Here is a 17,188-nt window from a genome sequence, read left to right on the forward strand (position 1 = left end):
ATGGCACGTAGTAGGCCCCAAGGCCCATGGGCCGCGATGCCTGTCCCACAGGTCCCACAGGTGAGCAGGCCCTGTCGTGGGCGGCAGCCGCAGTCAGGGGCGAGGCTGGGACCTGGAAGGCCCCGGAGACCGTCGAGCAGAAGGGCCGGCCGTGAGATCGCGCCGGCTCCTCATCGCACGCTGTCCCTGCTCGCCGATATCATCCCTGGTCACCGCCGATTGTCCGGAGATCGGTGGTGAACGGGTGGCGGATGGTGAGATGGAGGGGTCGTCCTGGACGCGCCTGCTTCCCGCGCGGAACTTGTCGCCGCATGGCGTAACAAACGCAACGCCAGGATTGCGGCGATCAAGTCCGGCAAAGGGGGTGGTGACCCCGTCACTCAGGGATGGGCCGCGCTGGGGGTCCGGGGTGAGGACACCATCAAAGAGCTGCGCCGGGTGCTCTCGGAGGTGCTCGAGCACAAGTCTCTTCCTCCCAACGCGCAGACCGTGGTCAAGCAGTCTCTCGACGGTGCGCCTGAGCCGGCCCTCCCCGAAGCCGTCAAGACGGTGCTCGCAGCTCTCGCCCCCGAGCACATCGTCCGCTACCTCGACGAGCTGCTCCAAGCCGGAATGCCCTGGATGACCGATGTGGGGCGCCGCCGGGTCCAGCTGCTCTCTCTTGAGCATCCGAAGGCCGGCAGCATCCGCCTGCCCGGTGAGGACGTGCTCGACGGCTCCGTCGACTGGCGGATCTATCTGGCGGCCCTCGGGCATCCAACACCTGTTTCCACGGCCGAAATCCTGCAGGTGGTACCGGATGTGCCGCTGTCGGTCGTGGACGATTTCATTGAGCTGGGGCTGCTCGGCAGCGACGACCGGCCCTGGCGCCTCCGCGATGACAAGAGCGAGCGCACCTACCTCAAGGCCCGCCTGGCCCCGAAGAAGATCGGGAGAGCGGACGCGGTTGCGCTCGGCTGGGACGAGATGGAGCGCCGCCACCGCTTCCTGGAAGGGGAGGACCTGGACGACGGGGACGACTTGTTCTCCCTCCTCGCCTCCTTCTGGCGCGGCGAACCGGACATCTCCCTGCGCACTCGCCTGCCTGTGGAGGCGCGTGTCATATACGACCAGATCATCGTCGGGGCGCAGGTCGGCAGGTGGCCCGAGCACATCACCACCGACCGGGGACTGTGGGCGCTGCTGGCAGCGCTCTGGGTACCAGGCGGCATCGTCAACCCCGAAAACAGCGAGTTTCATGTATGGCGAGCGCTCTATAACAGCTACCGCTGGATTCTGATGGGCTGGCTCGACAAGGCCCGGGTGCAGGTCCAGCACTTGCTGAAGGCCGCTGACAAGTCCGCCTCCGGAGAGGGGATCAAGATATCCGCCGACCTCTGTGCGGAGGCCTACAACATGGGCGCCTATCTGGCTCTGGAGAATGAGGAGCTGGAACTGGCGGTCAAGTTGCTGAGGCGGATACGGAAACAGAGCCCCGCCCTTACGGAGAATTTGAAGTACCTGCGCCGTCGCCGCGCCACCCTGATCAACGATCGTGACCATTGGGAGAATCCCTACCTCATGCTGGGGGTCCCGCACGGCGACCCCGACTGGGAGGACCAATGGCGTGCGCTGCGCAAGCAGTTGAATGGCGACATCGACAGGCTGACCCGGATCAACTCCGCCAAGCGGAGGCTGAGCCATGCCAAGCGGAATGGCGGCCAGTTCTATGTCCTCCCACTCGATGAGCGCGTACTGCTGACTCCCCGGAAACGTTCGGCGGTGCTGCTGCCGGAAGCCGAACCCCTGCAGCGCCGCACTCCACAAAGCGGCCCAGAGGAGCTGGCCGGGCTGCGGGCCGGGGCGATCCGGGCGCTGCTGGACGAATTCACCTCTCACCCCTCCATAGCCGAAGAAAGCAACTAATGAACCACCAGGACAAGGGAACCGGAAAGTCTGACCGCAAACAGCAGGGTTCCCGGCGGAAGCATGGGGCGAAGCCAGGGGGAATCGAAGACCACCGGGTGGCCATAGAGATCACCGAACAGCTGGATCGCGAGGTGGAACGCCGCCTCCTCGAATTGAGCAAGGAGCTGAAGAAGTTCATACGCAGTGAAGTGCGCAGCCGGCTCGAGCGCCTCGCCGTGCAGCCGAAGGAAGACGAGCCGGTTGAGCGAGAGGATTTGCGCCGGGAGCGAGCCGAGCTCGAGAAACGGCTGCGCAGTGAAATGGAGTCCCGCCTTCAAGTCATTGCCGAGCAGCGGGTTCAGCTCGACCTTAATCTCGTATTGCAGAGATTCGCCCAACGTGCTGCCGAACTCCTGGCCGAGGTCGATCCATCGGCTTCAAGAGGGCTGAGCGGGCAGGTGAGCGGTGTACTTCGCCAGGCCGTCCTAGAGGCATTTCGTAATCGCAAACAGCACCTGTCTCACCTGACAAAGATTGAACGCGTGGTTCGCGAAGGGGATTTGGATCGGCTTCCCCAGTTGCTTGACGAGTTCTTTGTCGAAGCGGGTGTGAAGAAAATCTCTGACCCCAAGCACGGCGCTCACTTCTTCAAGGCGGAAAACAGCCCCGAAGGCAAGCTCTACCTACAGGTCACAGAACCGGCCTATGTCGATGAGTTCACCGGGAAGATCATCCGAGCGGGACGCCTGAAGCACGTGGCCGAGCCGCCGTTCCTTGTGGGAAGTGGTGGTGAAGCGGGCGAGAGGAGCACTGAATCGTGACCACCGGAATCGACTTCGGCACCACCAACTCCGTGGTCGCGCAGTGGAACGGCGACGATGTCGAGGTGCTGGCACTCGACAGTGAGCATCTCGAGGACGAGTGGTTCTACCCCTCCTTTGAGTACCTCTTTCCCACCATCGCCGGGGAGAGTTCTCTTCGGCTGGGCACTCTGTTCGGCTGGGAGGCCAAGCTCCGGTCGAACCGGGTGATCGAGGCGTGCAAGCGGATGCTCGCCAGTGACGGCGGGGTCCAGTTGCGGGATAGGCGAGTGTCGGCGACCACGGTCGCGGCCGGTGTCTTCCGTGCCATGCGGGAGCGGGCCGTAAGCAACCTCACCACGATCGACAGCGCCGTCATCACGGTTCCGGCCAACGCCAAGGGAGGCGCCCGCTACCGCACGCGGGCCGCGGCCCGGGCCGCCGGGATCGCGGTCAAGACACTGCTCAATGAACCCACCGCCGCCGCGCTCTCCTACATGCACGACATCCAGGAAGAGGGCACCATCATGGTGTTCGACTGGGGCGGCGGCACCATCGACGTCACCGTCTTGGAGCACAAGGACGGCGTTTTCGAAGAACGGGCCTCACGCGGCGTCACCCAGCTGGGCGGGCTGGAGATCGATAAGAAACTCCGTGAGCTCATCGTCAGGAAGATCGGCAAAGAGCCGGAACTGTCGGCGGAGGAGAACCGGCAGTTCGAGCTCGCAGTGGAGCGGACCAAGATCCGGCTCTCCACGGAGGAGAGCGTCCTGACCAGGATTCCCGGCAGCAGCAAATTGATCGAGGTGACGCGGCCCGAGCTGGAGGAACAGATCAGGCACCTGGTCGAGGCCGCCCTGCAGCCGGCCCGCATGTGCCTCAATGACCTGGGCATGGACCCGACCGGAATCACCGACATCCTCATGATCGGTGGCACCAGCCAGATGCCGTGCGTGCGCCGCGCCGTGGAGCGGATGATGGACACCGAGACGGTGCCTGCCGAGATCTGCCACCCCATGACCGCCGTCGCCAGGGGCGCGGCCATCGCCGCTGCGATTATGGACGGGGAGCTCGACAGCATCCTGCAGGTGTCCTCCATGTACGCGCTGGGCACGACCGCCAAGCGGAACTCAGACGGGCGGAGGGTCTTCAGCGAGATCATCAAGCCGCGTTCCCCGCTGCCCACCCGCGAACACAAGAACTACACCCCTCTCAAGGACTACCAGCCCGAGCTGAAGATCGAGATCTGGGAAGCGGACCCGGCCAAGGAGCTCCACGATCCGGAGAACTTCCAACTGACCACCTTGCATGTGCGTTACCCGGAGCTGCTCCCCCGCAATGAGGCGTCCTTCACCCTGGAGTACACCTACAAGGACGACGGTTTGCTTCACGTGAAGGCGACCCTCGACCGGGACGGACGGGTCCTGGTCGACCAGGAGATCTCCGACTTCACCCACGGCCAGACGCTGAGCATCAAAGAGATCAAGCGGGAAATGGCGATACTGGACGGTCTTTCCCGCACTGCCTCTTCACCTGGCGTCCAGCCCAAACCCCCGGTGCCCAAACCCCCGAAAAGCAGGCCGCCGGCACCTGCCGCTGCTCCGGCGAAAGCCGTCGGCAGCGGTCGGCGGTTCGTGGTCGACGGCTCTAACATCGCCTGGCTCGGCAGGGATGCGAGAGCCGGCGACATGCCGAGTTTCGCCCGGCTTCTCAGCGCGGTCGAGGCGCTCAAGGCGCAGTACCCCGGTTCTCAGGTCGATGTGATCGTGGATGCCGCACTGGCCCACCAGGTCAGCCAGTCCGACCGCCGGGAGCTGGAAAAGAGCATCCGTGCGGGAGTCGTGGCCCAAGTTCCCGCCGGAACCGAGGGAAAGGCCGACCGTCTGGTGGTGATGCTCGCAGAGCGAAAGAACGCGATCATCGTCAGCAACGACAGCTTCAAGGAGCTTCAGTCCGAGTTCCCGTGGCTCCTCACCCCCGGTCGTATGCTCGGAGTCTCGAACGCAGGAGGCGAGTGGATCTTCTTGCAGCGAAAGCCCGTCCGGCCGCGAAGGCGGATATCCGGCAACACTTGATCAATCCTGAAGCGGGGTGCTGCGCCGCCACCACGTCGCCTCCCACCCACGGGCACTGAACCTTTTTCAACACGTGGCCTTGGAAGCCTGGGACGGGAGCCCGCACGCTGTCTGGGGGCATGACGTTGCAGGTCACGGCATCGCCCCGACTGTGACGTCCCTGCCTGCGGCCTGCGGAAACGGCGTGTCGAAAAAGGTTCGCTGAAGTACGGCCGTCAAGTTGAAGGCCTGGTGCGTCCTGCACAGGCGGCGTTGCCGCCCGTACATGGGCGGAGACCGCCGCAGAAGGGCGGCCGGGTGTTTCCGGCATCCGCCTGTGAAGGGACCATCCCTGACAGCGCGTCCGGCGGTGCTCAGGCGAGATCGGGGGCGGGCACGGGGACGGCCGACAGTCCGACCACGGGGCGGAAGGCACGGGCTCGGACGGCCTCCGCCGGGCCGCGGGGGCGGGGAGCCGGCCAAGACCCGGGAGACACTGGCTTCCATTGTCGGGGAACCGAGGCCGCCGAAGGGGGAGAGCCGATATCGCCGATCACCGCCATGGAGCTCAGGTGAGAGCTGCACAGGGCATCGGAGCCCGCACGGCGCGCAGTTGACCGAGCATGCGCAGCGCAGCAGCCCGCCGAGGTCCCCGGCGGGCCTGCCCGTGCTCGCCGCTGATCAACGTCCCACACGCCCGGTGCGGTTCCTCGCAGTCGTCCCACGCTGGGGACCGCGATGTCCGCCCACAGGTGAGCGGCATCCCGTCCCGCCCGGGGAGGCAGGTGCGCAACGGCCCTCAGGGCATGGCTCTGGGGGCGCGGGCCGGCTCGTCAGGGGCGCGCGGCGGCCGAACAGGGAACCCTTCGCCGCTGAGAAGCGCTCAGGAAGGAAGCCGGGGCAGCCGGTCGAAGCGGATGCCCAGTGCGCAAACCCCGTGCGGGCCGCCGGCGAACAGGGTGCCGTCACCGGCCAGGGCCAGGGCGTTCACCGGAAAGCCGAGGCGGACGATCAGTACCTGGTCGGTGGACGGGCGCCACAGCGCCAGAAAACCGTCCGCCCACCCGGCGGCGATCAGCGCGCCGTTCGCCCCGGGCGCGGCGGCGACGGCCGTGACCGGGCAGTCGCGCTGCAGCAGCGCGTCGCCGTCGACCCCTTTCTCGCCCGGGCTCCACAGCCGGACTGCCCCATCGGCGCCCCCGCTGATCACCAGATGCCCGCCCGGCCGCGTCCTGAGGCAGGTCACCGCGGTGACGGGACCGAGGTGAGGGGTCCAGGTGAGCGGTCCGGGATCGCCGGCGCCCGGACGCCACAGATGCAAAGTCCCGGAACGGTCGCCGGCCACGACGTGCCCGCGTCCACTCTCGTCGGCGGCCAGCGCTGACAGCGGGGCGGTCCGATGCCCGCTCACCAGCGCGCGGACCTGCTCGGCGGCCGAGCCTGCGCCGGGCCGGTCCTGGGCGTCCTGCACGCTCGTCAGCCCACCGTCTCCGTCCAGGCACAGCGCCGAGCCATCGGTGAAGGCGAGCAGTGCCCGGACCACGGGAATGCGCCGCGGCGAACGCCCCACCGGCCTTCCATCGACGGGGGACAGCAGCCGCAGCGTCCCGGTGCCCGCCACCTGCAGGCGGCTGCCGTCACCGGCGGGGGCGAACGCCATCGCATCTACCGGTCCCGCCCACTTCCCGGTGCCAAAGTCCCCGGGACGGGCGTCGGCCCATCGAGTGGTCCAGGGCGCCGCGGCTGCGTACCCGGCCAGCCGGCCGGCCAAGTCGGTCCCGCCGGTGCATCGTGCCGCCAGGTGCAGCATCGCTGCCCGTTCGGCGGGCTCGGAAGTCTCCAGCAGGGCCGGCCCGGCGAACTCCCAGGCGCGGGTGAGCGCCGCGGGGGCACGATCCCCCAGGTCCTCCAGGGCCGCCGTGACAGCGATGGGGTCGGCATGGACCACACAGCCCGGATCACCCAGCAGCCGCTCGGCGACACCGGTGGCGGCGGCGTGCCGGAGTATCTGCGCGGCCGCGTACGGGTCGGCGCTCGGCCAGTCCACAGCGCCGCCGGCCACCGGCAATGTGTTGAACAGCGCGTGCCCGAGCAGCCCGGCCACCTGAGCGGCCGTCGCGGCGTCCCGCAAACCGCGGATTCGTTCCCGCAAGATGCGGCAGTCCAGTACGTACCGGTCGCCGATCCTGGTGGCCGGCGGCTCGGCGAGGGACAGCGCCGCCTGCCCGCGGGCGGCGTCCCCGGCGAGCGCGACGGTCCACGCCCGCCACACGTGCAGGCCGATCGGCGCGTACGCCCCCGCCAGAGCCTCCAAAGCGGGCCATGCCTGCGGGGGGACGGTGCGCAGCCAGCGCAGCGGGACGTCCTCACCGGGCCCGGCGCGCAGCGCCGGCTCGGCCAGACCCACATTGGGGTACAGCGTCGCAGCGGCCTCCACCACGGCCGGGTCGCTCACCCCTCGCCGGGCGGCGACCTGTCTCAGCCAGGCGGTGAAGCCCTGCCGGGTGGTCAGGGAGGGCGCGTCCAGGTCGATCGTCTCGGCCGGGTACAGGGTCAGCGGCTCCACGGTCGGGGGCCGGCCTTCGACCAGCAACCGGACGTGCGGCAGCTCCAGCAATGGCGACAGCAGCCGTTCGATGATCACGGCGGCCTCCGTGCCGTCCATCCGGACTCCGCACTCGTCCAGCTCGCCGACGATCAGCGTGACCGGGCGGCTGTCGGATACGACCCGCTCCACCAGGCTTTCCGGGCCGCCTCCGGGGAGGGCGAGTTGCTCGGCGACGGCCCAGGTCGCCGCCTGCAGGGTCATGCCGCGTGCACTGAAGATCGCATGCGCCCCGCCGGTGCGCAGCGAGTTCAGCGCCACCCAGGCGACCAGCGAGCTCTTGCCCGTCGCCGGGGATCCGGTTACCAGACACAGCCGGGGGCACGACGGGTCCATCAGCCATGCCATGACGGCGGCGGCGGCCGGTTCCCGGCCTGCGCCGACGGTCGGGAGCGTCTCAGGGGGGACCGTCATGTTCAGCCCTGCTCGGCGGCTTCGCGCATAAGTTGCAGGAAGCCTTCTTCGCGCTCTTGCATTGTGGCGCCGTAGGGGTAGCTGTAGGAGATCTCGGCGTTGGGGAACATGGTCAGCCACATCGCGCAGTAGTTACCGGGCAGGAAGCACGGCTCCAGTTCGATGTAGATACGGCTGATCTGCTCTGGCCGCACCCCCGCGCCTCCAGCTTCGCCCACAGCATCTGCTCGGGGTGGGGGAGGCCCACCTGCGCCTGCTCGGTTTCGATGTGCTTGCGTCCGTCCGGCTCAACCACTTCGAACGCCGCCGAGAACGGGAAGCTCAGCGCGTGCCGGATCTGCTCTAGCACCCGAGGCCACCATGCCTCATCATCTTCGTGCGCCGCCGCGTCGATCTCCAGCAGCCGCCCGCGCATCTCCCGGAACACCTCGGCGGGGTTGCGCCGTCCCGGCGAGGCCAGCACCGGCAGGTACTCATCCAGTGTCAGCAGGCTCGCCGCGAACGCCTCCACGCCGCTGCTGACATGCATTGAGGGAGCGTCTGCCTGAACGAACACCGCCTGCACCCGCCCGGTGGCGTCCACGCAGATCTCCGCCCCCTCATCGGTGCCCAGTCGCAGCCGGCCGGCGGCCTGCTCGCCGGGTTCGGTTTCGGCCACATCGAAGCCGATCGAGGAGGCGTACGCTCCCAAGGCGATGGGGTGGGTCGGCCTCGGCGGCGGTGAAGTACGGCCCGACCCGCACGGGCATGCCGAGCTCGATGACTTGCGCCACGGCGGCGTCCGGGACATGCACCCCGGCCATCTCCCCGGCCGTGAACCTGCGTATCCCCTGCTCACCGAAATGAGCCTGTATCCGTTGAGCGAGCGCTGTCGTCATGGTCGCCTCACCGTCGGTGTTTCTCGCCGCCACCGTGCATTCAGCCCCGAATCGGGCCGCCGGTACTGCTGACTCTATTACGCCGCACATCTGATCTGGGGCATCAGCCCGCGTTGAGTCACTGAACCTTTTCAACGCGTGGCTCAGGGCGGCTGTGGACGGGATCGCCGATGGTGTCCGGTACCGCGATGTCCCTGTCTCGACCTGCTAAGACGGCGTGTTGAAGGTTCATCGGTATGGCGGATCAGGGCCAGGCGCCGGTGGAGACCTCTCCCAGACGGCTGTCCCAGGTGTTCTCCGGACTCTCAAAGACGATGGGGTCGGCCTTCACGAGTTTCTTGCGCATGAAGTCCGCCACATCGACCAAGAGATGGCCCAGGTAGTCGGTTGGCGCGTTCTTCGGGTAATTATTGACGTCGTATATGGGTTCGAAGTGGGAGAATACGTAGAGGAAATGAGCCAGGTTTGCGATTTTGGAGTTCAGTACCACCGGAGTGGTCTCGTCTATTTCGGAGACCAGGTAGACCGTGCCGGACGCTCCGTCTATGCCGACTGCGCCCACCACTGCCGCTTCCAGTTCGCCCAGCAGTAGGTAGTCCCGGCAGTCGGGCGGGCACTTGACATCGTCGAAGAATTCAGATTCCGGGAAGGGGCGCATCCCGGTGGTGAGGCGCTCATCCACCCACAGAATCCCCTGGGATTCTTCGTCGGGGAATCCCACTTCGGTGAGGAAGGGCGGGTCGGTTCGTGAGTGGGTGATGCGGAAAGACGGTCGGGCCGAACGGTCAACAGGCTTTCGGCGCCGAATATCTCGACCAATTGCTTACGTTTGATGATGTCGGGCATGGAGTCGTCTTTGAAAGGGCCGGCCGGTCAGAGCATGTCCATGTCCGCCAGGACGCCCTCCCAGATGCCGTCCCCCCCTTCCAGGGCGGCGGGGTCCGCTTGCCGGAGCACGTGGCGGATGCGTTCGCTGAGCAGCTCTTCGCGGTCGGCTCGGACGGCGCCGGGGGGAAGGAAGCGAGCAGGGTCGAAGTCCGGCTGGTGAGCGCGGTCCAGGATGTAGAGGAAGTAGGCCAGACAGGTGATGTCAGAATTCAGCAGTGCGGCCTCGTCTTCGTATTCCATCTCGGAGACGACGTAGACGGCGCCGGTTCGCGGGTTCAACCCGACCACTCCGAGTACCGCAGAGTTCCAGTCGCCCAGCAGCAGGAAATCGGCGCACATGGCAGGAAGCTCCCACCCTCCGTGCTCCCCGCTGCCGAAGTACTCGTGCTCGGACATGGGAGGTAGCCCGGCCGCGAACGCCTCGTCCACGTCGACCAGGCCACCTGCCGTGGAGTTGGGAAGGCCCACCGAGGTGAGGAAATCGCGGGTCGGTTGGTGGATGAGCAGGTCCGGCAGCCGGTCGGCGGGGATGGTCAGCAGATTCTCTTCCCCGTACGCCTCGGCGAGCTGCTCACGGGTCAGCCGTACGGTCATCCTACCTCCTTTCCGGGATCATATCCCTTCTTCCGATAGCAGGGCTTTGGCTTTGGCCTTGATTCTTTCGTTGGCCTTCTTCTTGTTCTCTGCGGTGTCGTACAGCTCATCATAGGTGATCTTGAAGTTGGGTTCGTGCTTCTGGAAGTACTCATAAAGTCAGGCGCCGCATTGCTGGGAGGTGATGTTGCAGGGCGATCGTTCGGTGTACACCTCGATGATCTTGAGAATGTTTTTTGCTTTCAATTGGTCCAGTAGGAAAGCTCCGCCCTGCTGCTCGGAGTGATAGGCGTACTGTCTGTATTTCCCGGGATTTTTTCGTCCTCTTTTCCGTCGCGGGCGACGAGGATTCTCTCATTCCCGTCCTTGTCGATGTACCGGTAGGCGGCGTAGTTTCCGCCGGTGTCCTTGTTGTGGCGCCGGGCGAGGTTGACGGCGTCCCGCAGGTCCTGCTGCGCGTCACCGGCCGGCTCATATTTGGCGACGGGTCGTTTTTCGCCTTTCCTCAGGCGAGGAAGTCTGTAGCCGCGGGCGTGAACATGATTGCTTTTGATGGGCCGCAGGAAGTGTATGCGCTTGCCTGCCTTGTTCGGCAGCTCGAACAGCTCTTCCGCCGCTTTGCCGAAGATTCCCGCGCCTTTCGCCGCGATCTCCTCGCCGGCGCCCTTTTTGCTGCCGTTACCCAAGGAGCACCCCGATGGCCTGGTCGATGAGGAAGTCGATGATCATGCCGGTGATCATCTTGAAGACGGGGATCTCCAGCAGGGACGCGCCGAAGGTGGCTGGGGCGGTGGCGATGGCCTGGGCGATCTGGATGGCCAGGATGGTCAGCTGGATGATGATGTTGATCTTCAAAGCCAGCACGACGGCCGCGCAGAACATGAAGCAGCCGCCGACGGCCAGCGCGCCGGTGCCCGCCTTGCGCAGCACCGGGAGCGGGGCGTCCTCGGCCGACCAGGCGGACTGGAACGCCTTGATGTCGGCGCTGGTGTTGACGGACGGAACCTTCTGGGCGGGCCCCCTCGGCGGTGGCGGCGATCTCGTTCAGGGCGCCGCTGAACCCCATCCACTGGGAGCCGAGCCGGAACAGCTTGCTCTCGTCGGCCTCCGGCCAGGTATAACCCAGCATGCCCAGCAGGGAGACCAGTTCACCGGGGAGTTGCAGTCCCACTGTGCGTCATCCGTTCCGATAGACCGTGGAAACGGCTTTGATGTTCTTCTCTTCGGCCTTCTGGTGGTTGTCGGCTGCCCGGCGCAGGCCCTCGGCCATGGCGCCCAGCTCCTCGGCGACGCCGGTCAGGCTCTCGTCGGCCTGCGCTTCGATGGCCTTGTAGCTCATCCCGATGAGCATTCCGATGTCGTCGGAGCCCCAGGGCTCGCCCATCCCCTGGACGGCGGCCAGCATCGCCTTCCACTGTTCCGCCAGCCGCTCCCCGGCGCGTTCCAGTTCGCTGGCCGCGGTGCGCATGCTCTGCGCCTGGATCCGGTAGTCGCTCATCGCATGCCGTCCAGCTTGGTCAGCAGCTCGTTGAACGCCTGGCCGATCTGCGCCATCTGCCGCACGCTCTGGTCCTGCAGCTCCTGCATGCTCGCGGCCAGGGCGTTCAGGTCCACGGACGCGGCGCCCACCGCCTGATTCGCCTTGGTGCGGAAGTCCTGCAAAGCCGCGTTCACCGCCGTCACGATGTGCTCGCCGATCTCCTCGGCGGGCAGGCGCAGCAGCCGTGGGTTCAGCTCGACGCTCTCCAGCAGGCCGCTGCTGTTCACGGTCACCGTCACGCGACCGTCCGCAGCCTCCCCGACGCCTTTGACCTCCTCCTCATCGGACGGCGCCGACCTTCCGGAACGCATCGCATCGAGCATCGACCTGGCCTCAGCCAGCATGCGGTCGAACTCGGCGCTTGCGAACTCTGCCAATGCCATCACCTTTCCGCCGGGCCGGCGCTGAACGGCCGCTCCCTGCGACCGGTGCGCCGGACCATAAGGAACAAGTGTGACAATACTATTGCTTAGTGCACTTTATGACTCTTTGTGCATTTTGAAGGCATATGGGGCTTTTTGTTCGATGTGGCACTAGGCTGCCACCCTGATGTTCATGTAGGTTAGAGGTGTATTTCTGGTTTTCCGGGCGAACACGTGCACTTTGTTCGCCGTGCGAGTCCTCCGGAATTTCCGCTGCCCCGCTGCTTTCTCGACAGAACGTCGTCTGCGGATGCGCCTTGCTCGCCGGAGCGGCAGCCCCTGGACACCGGGCGGCCCGCCGTGTCGACGGCGAAGGGCGAAGCGACGCAGGCCAGTGGGCTGGAGCATGGCAGCGGCGCGCCGGATGGGCGCACAGCCGGGACCGTGATGCTGTCGGGACTGATCAATCTGCCGGCGGTCCTGATCGTCGTCGTGCTGAAGGCGTCGCTGTCCCACTGATCGCCCGGTTCCCGGGGCTTTGGGAGGCGGGGTTCTGGCCATCTCTGCGGACAGGGGCGTCCATGAGCGGGGATGACCATGGCGCAGGAGGCGCCGGACCTTTTCAACACGCCGTTTCCGCAGGCCGAGACGGGGACATCGCAGTCAGGGGCAATGCCGTGACCTGGAAAGCCGCAGTACCGGACACCTTCGAGCCCTCGTCCACGGCGCCTTGGGCCACATGCTGAAAAAGGTTCAGTAGCGGGCGGCCCGTCACATGGCCGAAGACGGCTCCTTGCACGTCACAGAGGCTGAGAGCCCCCGGCCGGGTTCGAACCGGCGACCTGCCGCTTACAAGGCGGCTGCTCTGGCCAGCTGAGCTACAGGGGCGGGCGCATGTGCCGGTGGCCACAATACCGCTGCCGGCCGGCGGTTGGCCGCCCGGATTCCGAGGATGATCGCTCACGTGGCCTGAGTCACGTGGTGATACGGACGGGGCTTACTGGACGGTAGGGCATGCTGGGGCGGGTGAAGGTCAAGTCTTTGCTCGCCTTGTCAGGGGCGGCCGTGGGCACGGTCGCCGCCACCGTGGGGATCGTCGCCGTGCTCCTGGACGGCGGCGAGGGGACCGGCGACCGCGGCACCGTGCGTCCGGAGGCCAGCGCCACCGGGCCGGTCGGGGAGATCGCCGCGGTGCTGCGAAAGCACGGCGCGACCGAGTGCAAGGACGAGCGGAACCGGGTCGAATGCCGCTACCGGGACCGGTATGTGGCGGCCCAGATCCTCGACCCGAAGCTGGGGCTGACCTTGCGCTCGGTGCTGGCCGTCTGGAAGACCGGCGCGGCCCAGGCGGCCACCGGCGACCGGGCGCCGTTTGCGATCCTGGTCGGAGACGGGTGGCTGGTCACCGGTCCGGACGCCTTCGTCGAGGCCGTGCGGCCCGAGCTTTCCGGACGGATCATCTACTGCGACCGCCCTTACAGTACGTGTAAGTAGCGTTACAAGCGCCTTCGGGGTGTCGGAGCGGGCCCCTGCGGTCGTAAGGTGCCCAAGAACACATTGGTGGCTCGATGTCCCACGGTCGTCTCTGATGTGCCTGAGCGCCCGAGTCGATCAAGGGCCGCATGGCACAATGTTGGCCGCCCCAGGAGATGCCACGGGGGCGCGCTGGTCTCGGCCGGCCCGGGGCTCGATGTCCACCGTCGCGGTCCGTGCGACGCAGAAGTGAGCCGTCCGCACGTCGATCACGGCAGTGCGGGCCGGGAGGAGGGTGGTGCCGTGTCAGCCGACGGCCGACACCGACCCGTGCCGGACGAGCCTCCCCATCGGGAGGACCTCGGCGGGCCGGGCGGGCGGTTCACGGTCGTGCTGACCAGGGTCACCGCCACGCTGGCCTTCGTGACGCTGATCGCGGCCGCGGTCGTCCCCGTGGTGATGCTGCGGGAATCCGACGCCTCCCCCGCGGCCCGGCCCGGGCGCAGCGAGCCGCCCGCCGTGGGCGCGATGCAGGCCGCCGCCGCCACCGACCAGGTCCGCGGGCGGCAGTGGTACCTGAACGCGCTGCGCGTCCCCAAGGCCTGGCGCTGGGGCAAGGGCGAGGGCGTCACCGTCGCGGTGCTCGACACCGGAGTGGACGGCCGGCACCGGGACCTGATCGGCCAGGTCACCAACGGCCCCGACTACACCGGCCGCACCCGCCGTCCCGGAGGCAGGTACTGGGGCGGGCACGGCACCGCGATGGCCGGCATCATCGCCGGGCACGGCAACGGCCCGGCCGCATCGGCCGGGATCATGGGCATCGCCCCCCAGGCCAAGATCCTGTCCATCCGGGTGACCTGGGAGAACGACGATCCGCTGCGGCGCAGCGGCGCACTGGACGGCCGCAACCGCGACGCCGTCGCCCGGGGCATCAGGTACGCGGTGGACCAGGGCGCCGACATCATCAACATGTCGCTGGGCGGCGGCCGGTCCTACTACAACGGCAGCTCCAGCGAGGAGGCGGCGATCAAATACGCCCTCTCCAAGGGCGTCGTGCTGATCGCCTCGGCCGGCAACGATGGGACCGGCGCCAACCGCAAGAACTTCCCCGCCGCCTACCCCGGCGTGATCGCGGTCGGGGCGGTGGACCGGCGGCTGCAGACCTGGCCGGAGACCAACCGCAACTCCTATGTGTCGGTGTGCGCGCCCGGCGTGGACATCATCAGCACCGCCCCCGGCAACCGGTACGTGCTGGGCACCGGCACCAGCCCGTCGTCGGCCATCGTCGCGGGCGTGGCCGCGCTGATCCGCTCCCGCTACCCGCAGCTGACCCCCGAACAGGTCCGCCAGGCGCTGATCCGCGGCTCCATCCCGCGCGCCGGCACGGGCGTGTGCGCCAGGTCGCTGGACGCGGTGCGCGCCGTCTACGCCGCCCACCAGATCAACAAGACGGCGCACGGCGCCACCCCGGCCCCCACGGGCGACGCCACCTCCACCCCGGCTCCCGCCGCCGAGCCGGCATCGGCCGAGGAGCCCGGGGTCGTGCTGTGGAGCATCCTCGGCGGCGGCGCGCTGCTGGTCGTGGTCGGGGTGGTGCTCGGCTGGCGGCAGCGGCGCCGCCCGGAGGAGAGCGGCGCCGAGCCGTCCCGGGAACCGGCGATGGCCGTCGCGGGCGCGGCCCCGCCGGACGCCCCGGCGCGGCCGGCCGAGCCCTTGGCCGCCGGGTCCCCTCGCCCCGGTCGTTTCGCCCTGGAGCCGGAGCGGCCGGGCCGGGACGGCGGGCACGGCACCTTTGGCGCGCCCGCCGAGCCGCCGTGGGCGACCCCCGCGCCGGCGTCGTCCCCGGCGGAGGAGACGGGCGCCGCTGCGGGCTCCCTCACCCGCTCGTCCGCGCAGGACCCCCACCCGGCGACCGGGCCGTCCGGCAACGGCGGCCGGCACTCCCCGGACCTGGACGACCTTCATCCGTTCTCTCCGAGCGGCGAGCGGACGCAGCCGGCCGCCTCCGGCGACTCCCCGCCCTTCGGCACGGGCCTGCCGCCCGAGCCGCCCGGTCGGGGCGCGTCCTTCGCCGCCCTGGACGAGGACCCGTTGAGCACCGGTTTCAGCGGCCGGTTCGGCACCAGGTCCGGCAACGGCGATCCGTCCGCCTCGTTCGCCTGGGAGGACTGGCGCAACCGGCCCGAAGAGCCCGCCGCTTCGGACGCCGACGCCGGACCCGCCTCGCGCACTCCCCGCGCGGAGACCACCGGCTCCTTCCGGGAGAACTCCGCCGCGTCGGCGCCGTGGGAGGAGAAGCCCTCCGCTCGTTCCGTCCGGCCGGATAGCCCGGACCCTGAAGAGCGGCCGGCCGCCCCGGCGGACCTCCCCCAAGGAGATCCGGGCTCGCGCACCGCCCCGATCCCCAAGGTGGACCCGCAGCACCTGTCCTGGCTGCCGCCGGACGATGACGACTCCACCGGCAGGCCGGTCCCGCCGGAGGAGGAGCCCACCGGCGCGCTGCCGACCGTCTCCCCCTCGGCCGCCGATCTGCTGTCCGCCGGCCGGCCGGTCCCGCTGGAGGACGAGCCGACCAGCGCGCTGCCGGCCGTCTCCCTGACGGAGGCCGACGCGCCGGTCCCCTTGGAGGAGGCGGCCACCAGTGCGCTGCCGGTGGTCTCCGCGTCGGCCTCCGACGCGCCGGTCCCGTTGGAGGAGGCGGCGACCAGCACGTTGCCGAAGGTGCCCCCACGGGCCGCCGACCCCGGCGAGGGCGACGACCCTTGGCGCTCGTCAGAGGACGGGGAGCGGCGGCCGTCGTGGTGGTGACCGCCGGCGGTCAGGGCGCCGGGGCGATGCGCACCCGTGCTCCCGGCGGCAGCCCCAGGCGCTGCGCGGCGTTCCCGGTGTTGACCGCCAGCGCTATGCACCCCGCCGAGTCCGCGTAGGCGACCAGCTCCCCGGGCGTCACCGAGCCGAACGTCCGCCGGTAGGGCACCGTCAGGCGGCGCCTGCTCAGCGACAGCAGCATCGGCTCACCCGCCCGGACGCCCACCTGTTCCAGGTCGGCGGCGGTCACCGACAGCTGGACGTTCCCGAAGCGGTCCACGGTGAGCACCTCGCCCTCGGCCGCGCCGTCCCGGATGCGCCGCACCGGTGGCGGCAGCAGCATCAGGTCTTCCGGCGGCAGGGGCCGGCCCACCTCCTCCAGCGCGGTCCCGCCCGCCAGGTGCGCCGCCACCGGCATGAAGATGTCCCGCCCGTGGAAGGTGGCCGAGACCGGGTGCAGCCACAGCTCCTCGTTGGTCAGCTCGTGGGCGCGCACCGGCCCGTCGCCGGCCGCCTCCCGCACCGCCCAGGACAGCAGTCCGTTGTCGGGGCCCACGAACACGTGCTCCCCGGCGGCCACGGCCACGCCCCGCCGCGCGGTGCCCACCCCCGGGTCCACCACCGCCACGTGCACCCCGGGCGGCAGGTAGGGGATGGTCTGGGCGAGCACGATCGCCCCGCGCCGCACGTCGCCCGGCGGCACCAGGTGCGTGATGTCGATGATGCGGACGCCGGGCCGGATGCGGGCCGCCACGCCGTGGCACGCCGCGACGAACCCGTCCTCCAGGCCGTAGTCGGTGAGGAATGTCAGATACCGGTAACCCGCCACACGCCCACAGCGTACGTCGCCCGGTTCGCCGGGAACAGCCGGTGCGCGTCGGC

Annotated in this window: 16 protein-coding genes and 1 tRNA gene; 6 read left to right on the forward strand and 11 right to left on the reverse strand. The window is 68.6% G+C overall.

Features of this window, described 5'->3' with window-relative positions; genetic code table 11:
* Positions 1-438 precede the first annotated feature (438 nt).
* Genes TCUR_RS03805 through TCUR_RS03820 form a run of 3 tightly spaced genes read left to right on the forward strand, consistent with a single transcriptional unit; the run spans position 439 to position 4,762 of the window.
* Positions 439-1,905: a hypothetical protein gene (locus TCUR_RS03805; RefSeq protein WP_012851154.1), complete on the forward strand. Its 1,467-nt coding sequence runs from the start codon at positions 439-441 to the stop codon at positions 1,903-1,905.
* Positions 1,905-2,708, forward strand: a complete 804-nt coding sequence (locus TCUR_RS26250; RefSeq protein WP_012851155.1) for a hypothetical protein — start codon at positions 1,905-1,907, stop codon at positions 2,706-2,708. Before TCUR_RS03805 ends, TCUR_RS26250 begins: the two co-directional genes overlap by 1 nt.
* Complete coding sequence (locus tag TCUR_RS03820; protein WP_012851156.1) at positions 2,705-4,762, forward strand: Hsp70 family protein; 2,058 nt, start codon at positions 2,705-2,707, stop codon at positions 4,760-4,762. The genes TCUR_RS26250 and TCUR_RS03820 overlap by 4 nt, the downstream gene beginning before the upstream one ends.
* 862 nt (positions 4,763-5,624) lie before the next feature.
* On the opposite strand, the gene TCUR_RS03825 is transcribed toward TCUR_RS03820, so the two are convergent.
* The 9 genes from TCUR_RS03825 to TCUR_RS03855 all read right to left on the reverse strand — a co-directional run bounded on the left by TCUR_RS03825 (position 5,625) and on the right by TCUR_RS03855 (position 12,037).
* Complete coding sequence (locus TCUR_RS03825; RefSeq protein WP_012851157.1) at positions 5,625-7,760, reverse strand: WD40 repeat domain-containing protein; 2,136 nt, start codon at positions 7,758-7,760, stop codon at positions 5,625-5,627.
* A gap of 2 nt (positions 7,761-7,762) precedes the next feature.
* Entirely contained in the window at positions 7,763-7,954 is a 192-nt protein-coding gene (locus TCUR_RS25390; protein WP_169312991.1) for a nucleic acid/nucleotide deaminase domain-containing protein, read from the reverse strand.
* Entirely contained in the window at positions 7,873-8,451 is a 579-nt protein-coding gene (locus tag TCUR_RS03830; protein ID WP_041439295.1) for an SUKH-4 family immunity protein, read from the reverse strand. Before TCUR_RS03830 ends, TCUR_RS25390 begins: the two co-directional genes overlap by 82 nt.
* A gap of 431 nt (positions 8,452-8,882) precedes the next feature.
* Complete coding sequence (locus TCUR_RS03835) at positions 8,883-9,458, reverse strand: SUKH-4 family immunity protein (protein ID WP_083789766.1); 576 nt, start codon at positions 9,456-9,458, stop codon at positions 8,883-8,885.
* Between the two features lie 53 nt (positions 9,459-9,511).
* Complete coding sequence (locus tag TCUR_RS03840) at positions 9,512-10,120, reverse strand: SUKH-4 family immunity protein (protein ID WP_012851159.1); 609 nt, start codon at positions 10,118-10,120, stop codon at positions 9,512-9,514.
* Positions 10,121-10,362: 242 nt separating this feature from the next.
* On the reverse strand, positions 10,363-10,806 hold the full coding sequence (locus TCUR_RS26255) for a hypothetical protein (RefSeq protein WP_012851160.1): 444 nt from the start codon (positions 10,804-10,806) through the stop codon (positions 10,363-10,365).
* The gene (locus TCUR_RS27755; protein ID WP_012851161.1) at positions 10,799-11,050 is read right to left on the reverse strand and encodes a hypothetical protein; all 252 of its coding nucleotides are present in this window, start codon (positions 11,048-11,050) and stop codon (positions 10,799-10,801) included. The genes TCUR_RS26255 and TCUR_RS27755 overlap by 8 nt, the downstream gene beginning before the upstream one ends.
* A gap of 247 nt (positions 11,051-11,297) precedes the next feature.
* Positions 11,298-11,618, reverse strand: a complete 321-nt coding sequence (locus tag TCUR_RS03850) for a WXG100 family type VII secretion target (protein ID WP_012851162.1) — start codon at positions 11,616-11,618, stop codon at positions 11,298-11,300.
* Entirely contained in the window at positions 11,615-12,037 is a 423-nt protein-coding gene (locus tag TCUR_RS03855) for a YbaB/EbfC family nucleoid-associated protein (RefSeq protein WP_169312992.1), read from the reverse strand. Before TCUR_RS03855 ends, TCUR_RS03850 begins: the two co-directional genes overlap by 4 nt.
* A 345-nt stretch (positions 12,038-12,382) precedes the next feature.
* Here TCUR_RS03855 and TCUR_RS26885 point away from each other — a divergent pair, with 345 nt between their 5' ends.
* Positions 12,383-12,541, forward strand: a complete 159-nt coding sequence (locus tag TCUR_RS26885; RefSeq protein WP_012851164.1) for a hypothetical protein — start codon at positions 12,383-12,385, stop codon at positions 12,539-12,541.
* Between the two features lie 295 nt (positions 12,542-12,836).
* On the opposite strand, the gene TCUR_RS03860 is transcribed toward TCUR_RS26885, so the two are convergent.
* Positions 12,837-12,910 (reverse strand) — tRNA-Thr (locus TCUR_RS03860).
* Positions 12,911-13,048: 138 nt separating this feature from the next.
* Here TCUR_RS03860 and TCUR_RS03865 point away from each other — a divergent pair.
* The gene (locus TCUR_RS03865; RefSeq protein ID WP_052305634.1) at positions 13,049-13,516 is read left to right on the forward strand and encodes a hypothetical protein; all 468 of its coding nucleotides are present in this window, start codon (positions 13,049-13,051) and stop codon (positions 13,514-13,516) included.
* A gap of 309 nt (positions 13,517-13,825) precedes the next feature.
* Positions 13,826-16,306 carry a S8 family serine peptidase gene (locus TCUR_RS24635; protein ID WP_148232919.1) on the forward strand — a complete coding sequence of 827 codons (2,481 nt, stop codon included), beginning with the start codon at positions 13,826-13,828 and terminating at the stop codon, positions 16,304-16,306.
* Positions 16,307-16,316: 10 nt separating this feature from the next.
* Here the strand turns inward: TCUR_RS24635 and TCUR_RS03875 are convergent, their stop codons facing one another.
* A complete protein-coding gene (locus TCUR_RS03875; RefSeq protein ID WP_012851167.1) occupies positions 16,317-17,135 on the reverse strand; it encodes an SAM hydrolase/SAM-dependent halogenase family protein in 819 nt (272 codons plus the stop codon).
* Positions 17,136-17,188 lie beyond the last annotated feature (53 nt).

This window comes from Thermomonospora curvata DSM 43183 (assembly GCF_000024385.1).
GTDB classification, from domain to species: Bacteria; Actinomycetota; Actinomycetes; order Streptosporangiales; family Streptosporangiaceae; genus Thermomonospora; species Thermomonospora curvata.

Excerpts from the sequence above, each read along its gene's own strand:
- TCUR_RS26250 (WP_012851155.1), top strand. The coding sequence starts at position 1,905 with ATGAACCACCAGGACAAGGGAACCGGAAAGTCTGACCGCAAACAGCAG.
- TCUR_RS03825 (WP_012851157.1), bottom strand. The coding sequence starts at position 7,760 with ATGACGGTCCCCCCTGAGACGCTCCCGACCGTCGGCGCAGGCCGGGAA.
- TCUR_RS03840 (WP_012851159.1), bottom strand. The coding sequence starts at position 10,120 with ATGACCGTACGGCTGACCCGTGAGCAGCTCGCCGAGGCGTACGGGGAA.
- TCUR_RS03850 (WP_012851162.1), bottom strand. The coding sequence starts at position 11,618 with ATGAGCGACTACCGGATCCAGGCGCAGAGCATGCGCACCGCGGCCAGC.